The following is a 17,160-nucleotide window of genomic DNA, read 5'->3' on the forward strand; positions in this document are numbered from 1 at the left end:
CCTAGGCTACCGCCACCTGTTTAAGTATTTCATCAATAACAGCGTCAGCCGTAATACCGTCAGCTAAAGCATCGTAACTAAGCACTAATCTATGGCGCAGTACAGAGTGTGCTACTGAGCGAACATCTTCTGGGTCAACAAAATCTTTACCTTTTAACCAAGCCTGCGCACGTGCACATTTATCAATGGCTATGCTTGCTCTTGGGCTTGAACCAACAGTTAACCATTGCTGCAAAGGTGAGTCTGGATAACGTTCGGGTTTTCTTGTTGCCATAACAATCGCAACAATGTAATCAATGATGGCTTGGCTACAATAGATACTATGGATTTCATCACGCGCGGTAAAAATATGCTCCGGACTGATGTTTTCGACTTCTTGTATGTGCTTTTCTTCACTGCGCACTAACTTGATAATTTCAGCTTCAGCGGCATCATTAGGATAATCAAGATTGATTTTCATAATGAATCGATCCATTTGCGCTTCAGGTAAGGGGTATGTGCCTTCTTGTTCGATGGGGTTCTGAGTCGCTAATACCATAAATAATTCAGGTAACTTGTAAGTTTTACCGGCAACGGTGATTTGTCTTTCTTCCATCGCTTCTAATAGCGCTGCTTGTACTTTTGCTGGTGATCTATTGATTTCATCGGCAAGTAACAGGTTATTAAAAATAGGCCCTTGCTGAAAGGTAAGCACCGGCTTGCCGTTAACTTCTTGGTAAACCTCGGTGCCGGTGACATCAGAAGGTAATAAGTCAGGGGTGAATTGTACACGGCCAAGATCAACAGCTAGAGAGCGCGCTAAGGTTTTAATTGACCGTGTCTTTGCTGTGCCGGGCAGACCTTCTAATAAAATATTACCATTGGTTAATAAGGCGATAAGCAAGGAGTCCACAACATGAGACTGACCAATAACCGATTGTTCAATTTGTGCTTTTAATAACTGTAACTGTGCTAGCGCGTTAGATGTTTTCTGAGTACTGTCTTCCATCAGGTGATCCTTATCTTTTATAAATTTGAGTCAGTGGTAACTTTTTCCACCACTAATTTAGTTGTCTTAACCGTTATTCAATGCCTGGGTTAGCCCTTGGATAACATTTGCCGGCACCAGTGGCGCCAGTTGCTGTAAACATTGTTTTGCTAACGGGTTTTTATGGCGTACTTGCATGTCACACAAGGCATATAAATGTTGTGGGTTATTACTCAGTTTAAAGGCCTGATATAAGGCCTTATAGGCACTTCCGGCTTGTTTTTGCTCTAGACTTAAACCGTAAACATAAAAATAATGGCTATTGTTCGGCGCAAGTTGCGTCGCTTTCGCTAGTGCTTTAGCAGCACTGGTTTTATCTTTTATGCGAATATAAGCAAGACCTAAATTGAAGGGTAGGCTGGCATCATCAGGATTGGCTTTTATGCCATTTTGTAACGTTGTAATACTCTGTTGATGCTGACCTTGCTGATAATAGACCTGACTTAAGTTCAAGTAGGTCTGTGCAAAGTTTGCTTCTATTGTTATGCCTTGCTTGAAGGCTTTAATCGCTTGTTCATATTTACCTTGATAGGCTTTAATAATACCTCGATTAGAATGTGAAAAACTGCGGTCATTATTAAAGTGCTGGCTGGTTATATATTCATTAAGCGCAGGCGTTAATTGTGCGCGTTGCTGTGCTGATAAATTTGACCACAAACTGGTGAGGGCGAAAGCGGAGCCAGTTCTTACCGATAATACTTTATCGTTTAATAGTGGAGATAATATCCGCCACTTTTCAGCGCTAGCCATACTTTGGGCACCTTCTATTGCGCCTAAGCGAATATTCTCATCAGGATTTTTTACCGCTCTGGCTATGGCAATAATAGTATTGGTATTGGATACACTGGCCATCTTGGTGAGCGCTGAAGCGCGGATAATACCAGCATAACTGATGGTTTGAGATATACGGGATAACTCAGAGGCCACACCTTGCAGCTGTTGCTCGTTTAACGCCAAATTAATAGCAGAAAAAACCGCGACAAAATCTTTTTCCTCTTTAACCGTTGATTCAGGATACCAAGCAGCAACTTTACTGCTGCTCCATTGGCTGTTTTTATCTTCATGGCAGCTTAAGCAAGTATCAGGTGTACCTAACTGTTTGGCTAAGTCAGGTGTAGGAATATGAAAACCATGGTCTCGCCTAGCATCAACTTCCATATAGGTTGTTTCTGGCATATGGCAATTAACACATTGCGCACCGGTTGAGTTTTCTTGGTGTTTATGATGTTGTGTTGAGGCGTAGTTTTCGCTTTGATGACATTGTAAACAAAGGGCTGCTACGGGCAGTTTTAACTCAGCAGTATGCGGATTATGGCAATCACTGCAAACGACGCCACTTTTGTACATCTTTGATTGTAAAAATGAGCCATAAACAAAATTTTCGTTATACACTTGTCCATCAGGGTGATAATTGCTGCTGGAAATTAAGTCCAGTAAATAACGCTCACCAAAGGCATTACCTTTGACATGGTCGTTATTACTTATTTGTGTACGCCTGCTGTGGCATTGGGCGCAGACCAATACTTGTTGGCTATGTTCAATGACTTTTGGCGTTAAGGTTTTGTTAGGGGCAGATGATTGCCATTGTTTTACTGATTTTGATAAATCTCGGTCAAAACCTTTACTCTGGTGTTCAACATTATTAACCATTTCAGTTTTATTGACTTGTTTAGCCCAGTTTAAATGGTCACTTGCGCCGCCATGACAACTCTCACAAGCGACATTGATTTCGCTAAACGTGGTGTTATAGCTATTGGTTTTTAAATCAAAATTCTTATCTACATTGGTTGAGTGACAATCTGCACACATGTAGTTCCAATTTTGGCCAGTATTGGTCCAAAAGAATTCTTGATGTTTTTGGGTCATTTCAGGGTAAAGGTTATACCAACGTTGTCCGCCTTGCGCTTTTGTACGAGAGTCCCAAGCAAAAGGGATCAGTTGTACTCGGCCATCATCAAATTCAACCATATATTGTTGTAGTGGAGTAAAGCCAAAAGTATATTTAATTTGGTAATCGTGAAACTGTCCATCTTCACCTTGGATGTTGACCCAATATTGCCGACCCTTTTTAAAGAAACTACTGACTTTAGTTGTTTTATTGTCCTTTGAAGCTAACGAGGCGTTGTTAAAGTCACCTAAAACACTGTCACTATCGGCATGTTTCATTGACATATCATGGTGTGAACCTTGCCAATCTTGGTAGGCTTTTTCATGGCAACCTATACATGCTTTTGAGCCAACAAACTCAGCGGCATCACTGTGCTCTGAGCTTATAAAATTAAAAGCAAAAACTAGCAGTAGGGAATACGTATATTTTGGTAAATTTATCATAAGGCGATAACACTCCAGGACAAGAATGTGGACATTACTCTTTACTCATTACTAATCTGAAACCAATATCAGCCATACGGACATTATTAGTGGCGCCGTCACGCATAAAGACTAAATTCTCGTCAGCTGAAAACTCATAACCGCCACCTCTAATTACTTTCAGGGCTTTGCCTTTAAGGTTGTCTTTATCACCTAAAAAAGGATTATGGCTTGTTGTTAAGCTATAAGTATTCCTACTCATATCATCAAGGCAAAACTCCCATAAGTTACCGGTCATATCATATAAACCTAATTCGTTCGGTTTTTTAAGTCCGACAGCATGGCTTTTATTGTTAGCATTTTTTGCAAACCAAGCAACGTCGTTAATGTTATTAGAGCCACTGTAGTTATAATTTTTAGATTTGTTACCACCTTTAGCGGCATAAGCCCATTGAGCTTCTGTAGGTAGGCTGAATGTTTTACCCGTAGCACTATTTAGACGTTCAATAAATAACATCATATTAAACCAACTGATGTTATTGACAGGGCACTTATCACAGGAGAAAAAGCTATTATTCCAACCCATGATTTGTTCAAAAATATCTTGAGTTAATTCATATTTACCGATGTAAAAAGCATCAAGGGTGACTTGCTTGACTGGTTGTTCTCGGTTTCTGGCCTTAGGGGAGTTAGATCCCATAGAAAAACCACCTGCTTCAACCAGGACCATGTTTTTCATTAAGTCATCAAAAATGGGGTTTGGTAATGAAAATACTCGTTGTTTTTTGCTTTTATCTATAGCTGCTGTTACCGGTGATTTTGTTAATTCTTCTATGGTTTGTGCATTACTAATGAGACTAAAAGATAATAAGCTAATAAGCACAGTTAACTGACCAATAACTCTTATTGAGAAGAGTGATTTTTTGGAAAAATGAAAATATATATACATAAAAATAGCCGTCGATTATTGCCAGTTGACTGTGAGTGTCAATGGACAAAAAATGATGAAATATTCAGTGACTTTTAATGTAATATGGCAACTTTTTGTCAAAAACATGTTTCAAATCAAAGAAAGGTTTCTTACCTTATAGCAGTCACTTAACAGCCATAAGGTAAGAAAATCAAGTCGTAAATAGAGCTTAATTAACGTCTAAATAAAGTGCAAATAAAAGAGTAAGTCAAAATGTAACTTTCACTTGAATTTGCACTCTAACTTTAACTTTAAGGGTTATCAAAAAGTAAAAGTAGAGCTATCAAAAAAGTTTATAACTTTATTTCTGATAGCTCCAATACTGTTGAGTTTTTACATTATTACTTAATTTGTTTTTCGTTTATGGTGTCAATGTTTATGGCACGAAGCTGCCAGGTTTTTGACGTTGAGGGAAGTCTTTAAAGGTTGCTTTAAATGCAGCTACTTTATACATAGATGGTGCAATGAGGAACATATGTTCGGCAAACCATCGAGCGTAATCGTTAGAGTCATGCTCCATGCGTTCTAATGGGTCCATTCTCAAATTAAATATTTTAGGAGCACGTAGAACAGTCCAAGGATTTTGCCATACATTCAACCCATGAGATTTCTGCTCACGAAAAACAAACTTATAATCGCCATCACGAATGGCAACAACTTCGCCGGTATCAGATGAATAAATAAATTGCTTTCTTGGGCCTTCTTTAGCTGTATCTAAAAAGTGCGGGAGAAAGTTAAAGCCATCAAGGTGTACCTTGTATTTAGTGCCGTCAAAGGTCCAGCCTTTTTTAAGTTTCGTTTTAACCTTGTCGTCACCAACAGCGGCTAAAATAGTTGGCATCCAATCTTGCGTAGAAATGATTTCATTTGATACTTGATTAGGTTTAATTTTTCCTGGCCATTTTACCATCATAGGTACGCGGTAGCCGCCTTCCCAGTTGGTATTTTTCTCGCCTCTAAATTGTGTGTAACCGCCATCAGGCCATAACATCAATTCAGCACCGTTATCTGTGGTATACATGACGATAGTATTATCAGCGATACCTAATGTATCTAACTTATCTAATAATTGACCGACATGGCCATCATGCTCAGTCATGCCATCAGCATATAAACCTTGTCCAGTAATACCTTCAGAGGCAGGTTTTAAACGCGTCCAAATGTGCATACGAGTGGAGTTAAACCAAACAAAGAAAGGTTTTTTAGCCGCGTGGGCTTTATCGATGAATTTTAGCGAAGCGCCTAAAAACTCTTCATCAATGGTTTCCATGCGTTTTTTAGTTACCGGACCTGTGTCAGTAATTTTACCGTCGGCAAACGAATGAATGGCACCACGAGGACCAAAACGTTTTTTAAAGGCAGGGTCTTGCGGGTAATCAGGATGTTCTGGTTCATCTTCGGCGTTTAAGTGATAAAGGTTGCCAAAAAACTCATCAAAACCATGGTTAGTCGGCAGATGTTCATCTTGGTCGCCCAAGTGATTTTTACCAAACTGTCCTGTCATGTAACCATGAGCTTTTAATAGCTTTGCTATCGTTGGATCTTTTTTATTAAGACCTTCCTTAGCGCCTGGTAATCCAACTTTTGTTAAACCGGTACGAATAGGGTGTTGTCCGGTAATAAACCCAGCACGTCCCGCAGTACAACTTTGATCGCCATAGGAGTCAGTAAATAAAATACCTTCGTTAGCTATTCGATCGATGTTGGGTGTTTTATAACCCATCATGCCACGATTATAAGCACTGATATTGAAGGTACCAATATCATCGCCCCAGATAGCGAGTATATTAGGTTTTGATGTGTCGGTTGTTGCTATTGCTGCGCTTGATGCGGCAATTAAACTTAGACCTAAAACTAGTTTCTTCAATTTATGTTGAGTAACCATGTTCTTTCCTTATCACGGTGGAGTACATATTGTTCCGTATATGCGTGGTAACAATATGAGAATTATTAGCATTAGCGATATTACATCATTCCCTTGATAAATCTATCTTTTTACATCAAAAGCTATTGTAAAAAAGCTCAACGTCAGTTGAGCTTTTTTCTGGTAAATATAAAGCACTAGTGTTTTATATTTATTAACTTATCGGTATCGATTAATAATTATCGATTTGGACTTAATTGCTGCAATTGCTTTAACGCTTTTTGCGTTCTAATACTCTTATAACCAATATCGCTGGCACTTAAACTACTGCCAACTTGGAAAGGGTAACCATCAATAGTTGACATGAACGCAGATACTTGTTGCTGAACGGGGACAAATAACCACATGTTGTCGGCATACCAGCGAACATACATTGCAGACTCTGTTGAAGCAGTTTCAAACGGGTCTGCATGTAAATTTGTAATTACTGGCCATGCAGGTGTTCTACGATATGCTGTATTAATAGCGCCTTCTTCGACGGCAAAAGATATTTTCCATTCGTTCCAACGCACAGCATTTAAATCACCAGCGGCGCTGAAGTATAATTTACTTAAACGTGGGGACTTTTTCTCTTTACCTTCAAAGAAAGGTTTGAAATTATGACCATCGGCATGAATTTTCCATTTTTTGCCATTGGCTTTATGACCTTTTTTAAGCTTGTTTACAATGTTTGGTTCACCTGCCGCGGCTAAAAGGGTTGGCAGCCAATCTTCATGCGACATCATGTTATTAAACTTACTACCTGCTTTAATGGTACCAGGCCAGCGCACTAGTTGAGGTACACGCATTCCACCTTCACGCGTGGTGCCTTTTTCCCCTGCAAAAGGTGAAGTGCCACCATCAGGCCAAGTAAATTTCTCCGCGCCGTTATCAGTTGAATAAATAACAATGGTATTATCAGCGATTTTTAAATCATCTAGTTTGTCCAATAAAATACCTACATGATCATCATGTTCAAGCATACCATCGGCTGTTAAGCCAACCCCTGATTTACCACGGTATTTCTCTTGTAAACGTGTCCAAACGTGCATGCGGGTGGAACTATGCCAGATAAAGAAAGGTTTTTTTGCTTTATGCGCTTTATCGATAAACTTTAAAGTACCGGCCAAAAATTCTTCATCAGCATGTTCCATGCGTTTACGAGTCATTGAACCGGTATTTTCTATTTTACCGTCGGCAAATGAATGAATCACGCCACGCGGACCGTATTTTTTATGAAAGGCTTTATCTTTAGGGTAGTAATAGGTCTCAGGCTCTTCTTCAGCATTTAAATGATAGAGATTACCAAAAAACTCATCAAAACCATGGTTGGTCGGTAAGTGTTTGTCTTGGTCACCTAAATGGTTTTTACCAAATTGCGCGGTCATGTAACCTTTTTCTTTTAAAAGGTCGGCTATGGTTGGTGTCCAATCAGGGATACCGTGATCTGAGCCAGGCATGCCTATGGTTAATAACCCCGTTCTAAAGGGTTCTTGTCCTAGAATAAAAGATGCCCGGCCAGCGGTACAACTTTGCTGGGCATAATGGTGGGTAAATAAAGCACCTTCATCAGCAATACGATCAATGTTTGGCGTTTGATAGCCCATCATACCTTGGTTATAAGCACTAATATTATAATAACCAATATCATCGCCCCATATGGCGAGCACATTGGGTTTTGATTTATTGGTTGTTGCAGCGGCGCTGGTAGCGATGGCGAGTAAACCAATGCCTAATACCAACTTTTTGAGCGGGTTATTCACTTTCATTGTATTTCCTTTATTTACGTAAAAATGTGAGTGGTGATGTTATTTTTATGTCTTACCTTTCAACATTTTTTTGTTGAATTAACGCTGGTATCGACAATTTTCCCTTGAAATCGACAGTAACAATATTATCACTGTTAGTCCAAATGAATTTAATGCCTGGATTTTTCTACCATCTAAGTAATAACCAATCGCTGTGACAGTATGATTAACACCGATAGGAAATTACCAGTTATCAATGGTTAAGACTATTAAGCGTTATGGGGGCAGGGGCATTATCATGGTTGCTACAACCTACTTGTGTTAATAATGTAAAAGTGCTGTAAAGCAGATCTTTGTTAATATGAAAACCCATGAGGATTGTTTACTCAATCAAGCCGACAATTGATAGTATCTCACTCTAAAAAATCGAATAGTCGACATAGCACTTAACTGAGGGCATTGAGTTGGTGTACTTTGCCGGTGATTATTGGCAACTATCCCAAGAATTACCTTCAGTGACACTTAATAAAGAAACCTAGCAGTATAGTGTTATGTGCTAGTGACTCATTATCTTAAATGCGCTGCCATTTTGTTGTTTAGGTAACTAGTTTTGTGTTTAAGTAACAGCAGTAAATACAAGATAACAGTAAATAGGCGCTGTTAACGGAATCTGCATATAACTCAGCTTTGTAGCGTGTTAGTTTATGACAGCTTTGACGTTACTCAAAGGTTGTGACTGCGAGTAGAATTTATTAATAGTATTTTTGTTATTTTTATACCGTTGAAAATGACCAAATCGTGATCTTTAAAGGATTATTAACATGATATCAGCGAAAACAAAAAGTAAAAAACACCTTGGCCTTTTATTATCCATACCAGCCTTTTTAGGAAGTAGCTATGCGTTAGCTCAAGTCGACAAACCGAAACTTATTTTGCAAATTACCATTGACCAATTGCGCGGCGATATGCCAACAGCCTATTTAGATAGGATGGGTAAGGGCGGTTTTAGGTACCTTTTAAATGAAGGCGTTGTTTATAAAGATGCTCATCATAATCATGCTAACACTGAAACTATTGTTGGTCATGCCACATTAGCTACAGGTGCATTGCCAGCGGTGCATGGCATGATCGGCAATGTTTGGTTTGACGATAAATTACAGCGACTGGTATATAACGTTGAAGACTCAAGATACCCATTATTATCAGTTGATGCCGGAGTAAATCAAAAAACAGAAATAGACCCTACTCAACGAACGGCCAAGTCTTCTGGACGTTCACCAACTAACATACAAGTTTCGACCTTTAGTGATGAGTTAATGATCGCCTCAAATGGTAAAGCCAAGGTATTTGGTGTTTCTGTTAAAGACCGTGGTGCTATTTCTATGGCAGGACATATGGGGAAAGCATTTTGGTTTTCGAAAAAGTCAGGGGAGTTTGTTACCAGCAGTTATTATTATGACAAATACCCTGATTGGGTAACAAAATGGAACCAAGCTAAACCGGCGACAAAATATGATAAAAAGGCGTGGCAGTTAAGTCAGCCACAAAAAGGTTATGTATTTGCTCGGCAAGATGAGCAAGTGTGGGAAAGCAAATTGCCAGGGTTTGGCCGTACTTTTCCTCATCAGTATGGCGATAAAAGTAATGGTTATTTCAATACCTTTTTGACCTTAAGCCCAGCAGGTGATGAACTGACGTTAGATTTTGCCAAAGCCGTAGTAAATAACGAACAACTTGGACAAGATGATGTTACTGACTATTTATCGGTAAGCTTTTCATCAACCGATTATGTAGGTCACATGTTTGGCCCGTCAAGTTTAGAAGCAGAAGATAATATGCTCAGACTTGATAGAACGATTGCAAAGTTAGTAAGCTTTATTGATAAAAAAGTTGGTTTAGATAATACCCTGATAGTGTTATCCGCTGATCATGGGGCAGCTGAGGCACCAGCATATTTATCAACACTGGGTATGAAAACGCAGGTGGTGGCGCCTAAAACGTGGGATAAAAAGCCGGGTATGCAAGCTCTTAAAAAGAAATTTGGTTTCGATAGTGCGCTAATTAAAAGTTATTTCCACCCTTATATTTATCTTGATAGAGACTTGATCGCAAGACGTAAGTTATCGTTAAAACAAGTGCAAAAAGCCGTGGCTACCGAGCTGGAAAAGTTTAATGGTGTTGCCCTTGCTGTGACCTCTAGCGATATAGAAGCAGGTAATACGCCTCAGAATTATTTACATAACTTAGTGGTAAATAATCACAGTAAAAACCGCTCTGGTGATGTTTATATTGTATTAGAAGCGCACCGATTTGTTGCTGATATGGAAGGATTAACCGTCGCGACGACACACGGTTCTCCTTGGGGGTATGATACCTTTGTACCGCTAATATTCGCCGGGTTTAATATTGATAACGATGTGGTTTATGACCGAGTCAGCACCACAGATATTGCGGTGACATTATCGGCCATACTGGGTATTAAGGCGCCATCAGGCGCACAAGGACAGATACTTGAACAGGTTTTCGATACTGATTAATGTCTATCCTGTTTTGTGCCCGATGTTTTACTGGTAGATAGCCAATACTGTATAAACACAATAAATAAGCAGTAATAATATTGCTGTTATTCTGCTTATGTTTTCTTTGGATACAAACCAAAAGGTTATGCTGAGTAGCGCCGCGGCTAAGACATTAAATAACACCGCTTGATTGAGAGAAAAGTCTAATGGTACCGGTTGAATGGTGGCGGTAATACCTAAGGTGAAGAAAACGTTAAATATATTTGAGCCGATAATATTACCTAAAATTAGCGCAGTGCTTTTGCTGCGCAGCGCCACTAAACTGGCAATTAATTCAGGCATTGAAGTACCAGGACCAACTATCAATAAACCGATTAAACGGTTAGACAATCCCAAAAGTTGCGCAATTTTCTCCGCCGAGCTAACGATTAACTCGCCACCTAACACTAAGCCGACCAAACCAGAAATAACGTAGAAAAAAGCCTTAAAAGAGGAAGAGTCGTTATCACTCTCTAGGGCTTGATGATGATGTTTATGCAAAGGTTGCTTATGGGAAGCGCCTTGTTTGACCTCCAGTAAAGTGTAATAAACATAAATACAAAAAAAGCATAAGAAAATTAGCGCATGGCTCATCATGATCTGATGATAGTTTATATGGTCTAAAAACAGCTGATTGCCACAGACCGCTATCATCAATGCAGCAATTAAATTATAGGGAGCATCTTTAATTCTGACATCGCTATTAATAACTAATCGGCCAGATAAACCGAGTAAACCTAAAGTTACGCAGGTATTAAATAAATTACTGCCTAAAATGTTAGCGATAGCTAAATCAGTATTTCCATCAAGAGCAGCTTGAATATTAACGGCAAATTCTGGCAAGGATGTGCCAAAGCCAATAATAAAAGCGCCAATAATAAATTCAGGAATTGCAAATCGTTTGGCAATGCTAATAGCGCCAGTAACGAGGATTTTTGCTGAAAAAACAGCTAATATAATAGCGACAATTAAGACACCGGCTTGCATTAACATTTCTAATCCTTAGAAAATTATTACGGATGTGTTTTATGTTAACTTAAACTTACTCGACGTTTAAGCTAAGGAACTTTTAATAGTTTGAATTTTAAGGAGGAAAGGCCTTACAAAGCAAGATATATTACACAAATATTAGGTTATATTGCCTTTATATTTTATCATAGCCTTTTCATTTCGAAGCTCTTTATTCATAAGCTTTTCATTCATAAGGTAGTCTATGCGCCCCTCTAGTTATCCCGAACAAGAAGTTAGCTCAATAAATTGGCAAGCTTTTAAACTTATTTTACCTTATCTTTTTGAGTATAAAAAACGTATAGCTTTTGCTCTGTTGTGTTTAATCTTCACTAAAGTTGCCAGTGTCTATTTACCTTTTATCCTCAAAGATATTGTCGATACCTTAGATGCTAATAGCGCCGATAAGCAAAATTCGGCATTGGTGATAGTACCTTTAGCCTTAGTCGCGGCTTATGGTTTAGTCCGCTTGTCGATAGTGGTTTTTGCAGAGGTAAGAGATACACTATTTGGTCGAGTTACAGAGCGTGCGATTCGGCGTATCGGTCTAAAGGTATTTCGTCACCTACATGCCCTTGATTTAGATTTTCATTTAAATAGACAAACGGGCGGTTTGTCTCGTGATATTGACCGTGGCACTTCCGGTATTAATTTTTTAATGCGCTTTATGGTCTTTAATATTGTTCCCACTTTGCTTGAAATAGTGATGGTGGTGACTATTTTATTTGTTAACTACGGCATATGGTTTGCGGTAATCACTTTAGCCTCGATTATCACCTACATAGCCTATTCTGTTGCAGTTACTGAACTGCGCACACGTTATGTTCGCGCGGCTAATCAAGCTGACTCATCAAGTAATACTCGTGCTATTGATAGTTTACTTAATTATGAAACGGTAAAATATTTCACTAATGAAGAGTATGAAGCACAGGCTTATGATAAGCAGTTGTCAACTTGGGAACAGGCTAAAATTAAAAACCGATTATCGCTATTTGCTTTAAACGGCGGTCAAGCATTTATTATCGCCTTAGCGATGACAGGCATGTTGGCACTTGCTGCTAGTGAAGTTGCTGAAGGTAATATGACTCTTGGCGATTTTGTACTTATCAATGCCTTTATGATGCAATTGTTTATGCCGCTTAATTTTTTAGGTTTTGTTTATCGAGAGATTAAAGGCTCACTAGCAAATATTGAAAATTTATTTGGGTTACTTGCTAAAACCCCGAAGGTACAAGATGTTCCGGATGCCGCAGAATTAAGCTTGGCAGAGCATGGTGGTAACACCGAAAACCAAGCTAATATTAGCTTTAATAATATTAAGTTCTCCTACAATAAAAAGCGGCCAATTATTAAGGGTATTTCTTTTAAAGTGAATGCCGGTGAAAAAGTAGCTGTTGTTGGACAAAGTGGCTCGGGAAAATCGACCTTAGTAAAATTATTATTTCGCTTTTATGATGTTAACTCGGGTGATATTAATATTAACGGACAAGATATTAGTCAGGTGAGTCAACATTCACTCAGATCGCATATTGGTATTGTGCCGCAAGATACGGTGCTTTTTAACGATAGCTTATTTAATAATGTTCAATATGGTTGTCCCACAGCAAGTGAAGAAGAAGTATTAAAAGCCATTGAACTCGCGCACTTATCAGAATTTATTGCCAGTTTGCCCGAGGGCTTAGAGACAGTGGTTGGTGAGCGAGGCTTGAAGCTTTCTGGTGGTGAAAAACAGCGAGTTGCCATCGCGCGTACTATTTTGAAAAACCCACAGATATTGGTTTTTGATGAAGCAACATCATCACTGGATAGCCAATCTGAGCAAGCTATATTAACGGCAATAAATGAAGTTGCTAAAAATAGGACTAGCCTTGTCATTGCCCATCGTCTGTCGACCATCATTGATAGTGATAACATTATTGTTATGAGTCATGGTGAAATAGTAGAGCAGGGTAACCATCAGCAATTACTCGCGTTGCACGGGCAATACAGTAAAATGTGGCAGTTGCAGCAATCCTAAATCAATACTAAAAATCAGGCTAAAACTAGAGTTTGAATTATGAATAAAGAAAATAAGCAAAACGCAGAGCAGAAAAAAGAAGCCAAACAAATACTCACTGAGCAAGAATCAGCAGAAGTTAGTGCCACTAAACAATGGTTAGAAGAAATCATTATAGGTTTAAATTTTTGCCCTTTTGCGAAAAAAGAATTTGTTAATAATACCATTCGTTACCATCAATCTGAACTTGAGCAAGTTAAACCAGCCCTAAAAGAGTTGATTGAACAGTGTCATTATTTACAACAGCATGACGATATTGAAACCACTTTAATCATCTTTACTGAGGGTTTTCGCAGTTTTGAACGTTATCTAGACTTAGTTGATTTTGCTAACGACTTACTTATTGATTCAGGTTTTGAGGGGGTATTTCAACTGGCAACTATGCATCCTGAATATTGTTTTGCTGACGATGACTTTGATGATGCCAGTAATTTCACCAACCGCTCACCTTACCCCATGCTGCATCTTATTCGTGAAGCGAGTATGGCAAGAGTATTAGCTGTATATAAAGAGCCTGAACAAATACCAGAAGCTAACATGGCTTTAGCAGAGAAAAAAGGCAGTAATTACTTTCAAAGTGTACTGAGTAGAATTCATAAAGCTCACCCTCAAATATAATAATTTATATTAACAATCCTTTGGCGATAACATTGTTAAGTAACTGCTGAATAGTTAACCAATCAACACGATAAATTACATTCTATTAACGGCTCTGTCTGATTAAAACTTATACACTGTTTACTTATGATTCAGCAAGTTTGAGGTTAGCATATGAGAACCAGTTATCGTGGTAAAGAATATAACTTTAATGGTTTTGAAGAGCTTTGGGCCTTTTACCGACGTATTTTAGTACAGCAATCTCATCGCTAAAAGCTTGCTAGTGGTTTGAGAGTAGCTAATTGCTTACAGAGGGAACTCGGCCTTTTACTAGGTTAATATCGCTTTATTGTATTTGTGAGTTAACATAAGGAACTTTTCATAAATCCCTTTGTTGTAATATGCCTGTTTTTGAACAATTTTTACTTATTGCTATGGTACATTTTTTTGCCGTAGCCAGCCCCGGCCCTGACTTTGCGCTAATTCTAAAGCAAAGTATTCGTTATAATCGACGTATCGCAATCTATACAAGCTTCGGCATTGCCGCAGGCATTGTTGTGCATGTAACCTATTCTTTAGTTGGTATAGGTTTATTAATTGCTAGCGATGAGCGACTATTTAACGCATTAAAATATATTGCCGCGAGTTATTTTTGTTATATTGCATGGCATTGTCTTAGAGCTAAGAAGCCAGATAATAACATACTCACATCAACAAACATGGCTACTGATCAAAATGAAACTTCAGCCAGTAGTGAAGTAAAAGTCGATTCTGTTACCAATACTCCGTCGGCGAAAAAAGCTTTCCTTAACGGCTTTTTAATTAATGCATTAAATGTCAAAGCGACGTTATTTTTTGTTAGTTTATTTTCTGTGGTAATTGCCCCTGAAACATTATTGAGCATTAAAATTGCCTATGGTGCCTATTTAGTTGCGGCAACAGCAGCGTGGTTTTGTTTCCTCTCTTATATGCTTACCCAAGAAAAAGTGCGTTATGTTTTGCAGCGTAAAGGTTATATTCTTGATCGCGTTATGGGAGTGATATTATTGATATTAGCAATTCAGCTAGTGCTTAGTGATTTAAGTTAGTTTGCCATTATGGTTAATATGCTAGAGAATATTTAGCTATGAGCAATCTATTAGCATTTCCAGTATAATAGCCAGTAAATCTAGTATTCAAGTATTAAAAGGGTTAGCTTTGCCAGAAAAAAATATAATCTCCTCCATTGGTGGTAGTGTTGAACGTGCTGTAAAAGGCGAATACTCAATTGATGTGAAAGCTGTGTTAACTGAAGCGTGGCAGCACACATTGCAATCGAGAATGTCGATTAACCTCGGGCTGTTTTTTGTTTTGATTTTCGGCATGATAGTGTCGTTGATTACCAGTAGTTTTTTTGGTGGCATTGAGCTTGTTATTAAAGAAGCGCAAAACGCTGGTTCACCAGCATTGCAATTGATTAATGTCATTGTGACTATTGCGGTATGGCCATTTATTGCTGGCATAGAAATGATGGGCGTTTTTCACGCGATTAACAAACCGACACAAAGTAAAATGGTATTTTCTTTTCTAAATCGTGGCAGCTGGGTTGCTTTATGTGCTTTGTTAACGTCGGTATTGATTAGTATTGGCTTTCAATTATTCATTATTCCAGGTTTACTGTTAGCGGTTTTACTGTCATTAACTATACCATTGGTAGTAGAAAAAAAATTCACCCCAGTACAAGCGATTGTCTTATCTGTTAAAGCATTACGTTTTAAAGTTCTGCCTTTATTAGCCATATATTCAGTCTTATTTATGTCATTAATCTCGCTAATAATTCCTATTGTTTTATTAATGGAATCGAGTTTAGCGCCTGTGGCCATTATGGTGTTTTTATTTGGCTTATCTTATTTAATACCCTGGTATTACAACGTTAAAGGTGTGTTGTACCGTGAAATATTTGGTGTTTATGCCGATGAAAATACTCCGAGCATAGACTTAACCAATACCAGCAATAAAGACTCTGAACATAGTGGCTCAGATGATACTTTTTCAGCTTAATTTTCATCATAAATAAGGAGTATTTATGAAAATAATATTTTTAGTACGTGTTTTATTATGTTTTGCACTAGTTATTGCTATTGCAGCGCCCTTTACTTTTTTAGTACCTAAGCCATTGATGATAATCGAAGAAACTATCGCTGAAGCTGTCGCCGAAAAAGTTGTAGTTCCTGTTGTTGAAAAAGTTAAGGTAATAGAAAAACCACTACACCAAGTGAATTTACCCGATTTTGCCGCCATTTATGATATTCCAACAAAAAAACGTCAATTTTTTGCTTTCATTAGGCCTGCAATTGAAGCCAAAAATAATGAGTTAGCACAGGATAGAACTAAACTTGCCTATTGGCATGAGCAAATCTCAATAGGCTTAGGTCTGACCGATGAAGAGCAAGCTTCACTGCAAATCCTTATTAATACTTACCGTATTAATAAAAAAGCTTCAACTTTACAGCAAATAAATGATTTGATGGTACGTGTTGATATTATCCCAACTTCGTTGGTGTTGGTACAAGCCGCTAATGAGTCTGCTTGGGGTACATCACGCTTTGCGCGCATCGGTTTAAACTTCTTTGGTATTTGGTGTTACAGAACTGGCTGCGGTATGGTACCCGGTGGACGTAATACTGGGGCTAAACATGAAGTTGCGGCATTTCAAAGTGTTGATGCAGCTGTATCTGGATATTTTAATAATATTAACAAACATAATGCTTATCACGTTTTTAGAACCATTAGAGCTGAACTAAGAGCACAAGATCAACCACTTTCATCTGAAATATTAGCAACGGGCTTATTACCTTATTCTGAACGAGGCGCACAATACGTATTAGATATTACAGATATGTTACGCCATAACAGACGTTATTTTGTAGAGCCAACTGATCTACAGGCTGCTTTAGCGGATTAACGTTTAACGTTATTTACTGGTTTAGGTATATTAAATAGA

Annotated in this window: 12 protein-coding genes; 6 read left to right on the forward strand and 6 right to left on the reverse strand. The window is 38.3% G+C overall.

Translation table 11 applies throughout. From position 1 onward, the window contains the following. Position 1: 1 nt before the first annotated feature. The 5 genes from GAB14E_RS22235 to GAB14E_RS22215 all read right to left on the reverse strand — a co-directional run bounded on the left by GAB14E_RS22235 (position 2) and on the right by GAB14E_RS22215 (position 7,979). A complete protein-coding gene (locus GAB14E_RS22235; RefSeq protein ID WP_033080194.1) occupies positions 2–988 on the reverse strand; it encodes an AAA family ATPase in 987 nt (328 codons plus the stop codon). Between the two features lie 66 nt (positions 989–1,054). Beyond that, positions 1,055–3,358, reverse strand: a complete 2,304-nt coding sequence (locus GAB14E_RS22230; RefSeq protein WP_033080195.1) for an ammonia-forming cytochrome c nitrite reductase subunit c552 — start codon at positions 3,356–3,358, stop codon at positions 1,055–1,057. Between the two features lie 34 nt (positions 3,359–3,392). Further along, complete coding sequence (locus tag GAB14E_RS22225; protein ID WP_033080196.1) at positions 3,393–4,286, reverse strand: formylglycine-generating enzyme family protein; 894 nt, start codon at positions 4,284–4,286, stop codon at positions 3,393–3,395. A 397-nt stretch (positions 4,287–4,683) separates the two neighbouring features. After that, positions 4,684–6,192 carry an arylsulfatase gene (locus GAB14E_RS22220; protein WP_033080197.1) on the reverse strand — a complete coding sequence of 503 codons (1,509 nt, stop codon included), beginning with the start codon at positions 6,190–6,192 and terminating at the stop codon, positions 4,684–4,686. A gap of 218 nt (positions 6,193–6,410) precedes the next feature. Beyond that, positions 6,411–7,979, reverse strand: a complete 1,569-nt coding sequence (locus tag GAB14E_RS22215) for an arylsulfatase (protein ID WP_052093313.1) — start codon at positions 7,977–7,979, stop codon at positions 6,411–6,413. Between the two features lie 800 nt (positions 7,980–8,779). On the opposite strand from GAB14E_RS22215, the gene GAB14E_RS22210 reads away from it, so the two are divergent. Then, a complete protein-coding gene (locus GAB14E_RS22210; protein WP_033080198.1) occupies positions 8,780–10,495 on the forward strand; it encodes an alkaline phosphatase family protein in 1,716 nt (571 codons plus the stop codon). 27 nt (positions 10,496–10,522) lie between these two features. On the opposite strand, the gene GAB14E_RS22205 is transcribed toward GAB14E_RS22210, so the two are convergent. Continuing rightward, positions 10,523–11,509, reverse strand: a complete 987-nt coding sequence (locus tag GAB14E_RS22205; RefSeq protein WP_033080199.1) for a calcium/sodium antiporter — start codon at positions 11,507–11,509, stop codon at positions 10,523–10,525. A gap of 220 nt (positions 11,510–11,729) precedes the next feature. On the opposite strand from GAB14E_RS22205, the gene GAB14E_RS22200 reads away from it, so the two are divergent. The 5 genes from GAB14E_RS22200 to GAB14E_RS22180 all read left to right on the forward strand — a co-directional run bounded on the left by GAB14E_RS22200 (position 11,730) and on the right by GAB14E_RS22180 (position 17,121). Then, positions 11,730–13,541 (forward strand): ABCB family ABC transporter ATP-binding protein/permease, encoded by a 1,812-nt coding sequence (locus GAB14E_RS22200; RefSeq protein WP_033080200.1) that lies wholly within the window; start codon positions 11,730–11,732, stop codon positions 13,539–13,541. Between the two features lie 39 nt (positions 13,542–13,580). Then, a complete protein-coding gene (locus GAB14E_RS22195; RefSeq protein WP_081967653.1) occupies positions 13,581–14,198 on the forward strand; it encodes a DUF1415 domain-containing protein in 618 nt (205 codons plus the stop codon). A 380-nt stretch (positions 14,199–14,578) separates the two neighbouring features. Beyond that, on the forward strand, positions 14,579–15,265 hold the full coding sequence (locus GAB14E_RS22190) for a LysE family translocator (protein WP_033080201.1): 687 nt from the start codon (positions 14,579–14,581) through the stop codon (positions 15,263–15,265). Positions 15,266–15,374: 109 nt separating this feature from the next. Continuing rightward, positions 15,375–16,217, forward strand: a complete 843-nt coding sequence (locus tag GAB14E_RS22185; RefSeq protein WP_033080202.1) for a hypothetical protein — start codon at positions 15,375–15,377, stop codon at positions 16,215–16,217. Between the two features lie 25 nt (positions 16,218–16,242). Beyond that, positions 16,243–17,121 (forward strand): glucosaminidase domain-containing protein, encoded by an 879-nt coding sequence (locus GAB14E_RS22180; RefSeq protein WP_033080203.1) that lies wholly within the window; start codon positions 16,243–16,245, stop codon positions 17,119–17,121. The last annotated feature ends 39 nt before the right edge of the window (positions 17,122–17,160 follow it).

The organism is Colwellia psychrerythraea (assembly GCF_000764185.1).
Taxonomy (GTDB): Bacteria; Pseudomonadota; Gammaproteobacteria; order Enterobacterales; family Alteromonadaceae; genus Colwellia; species Colwellia psychrerythraea_B.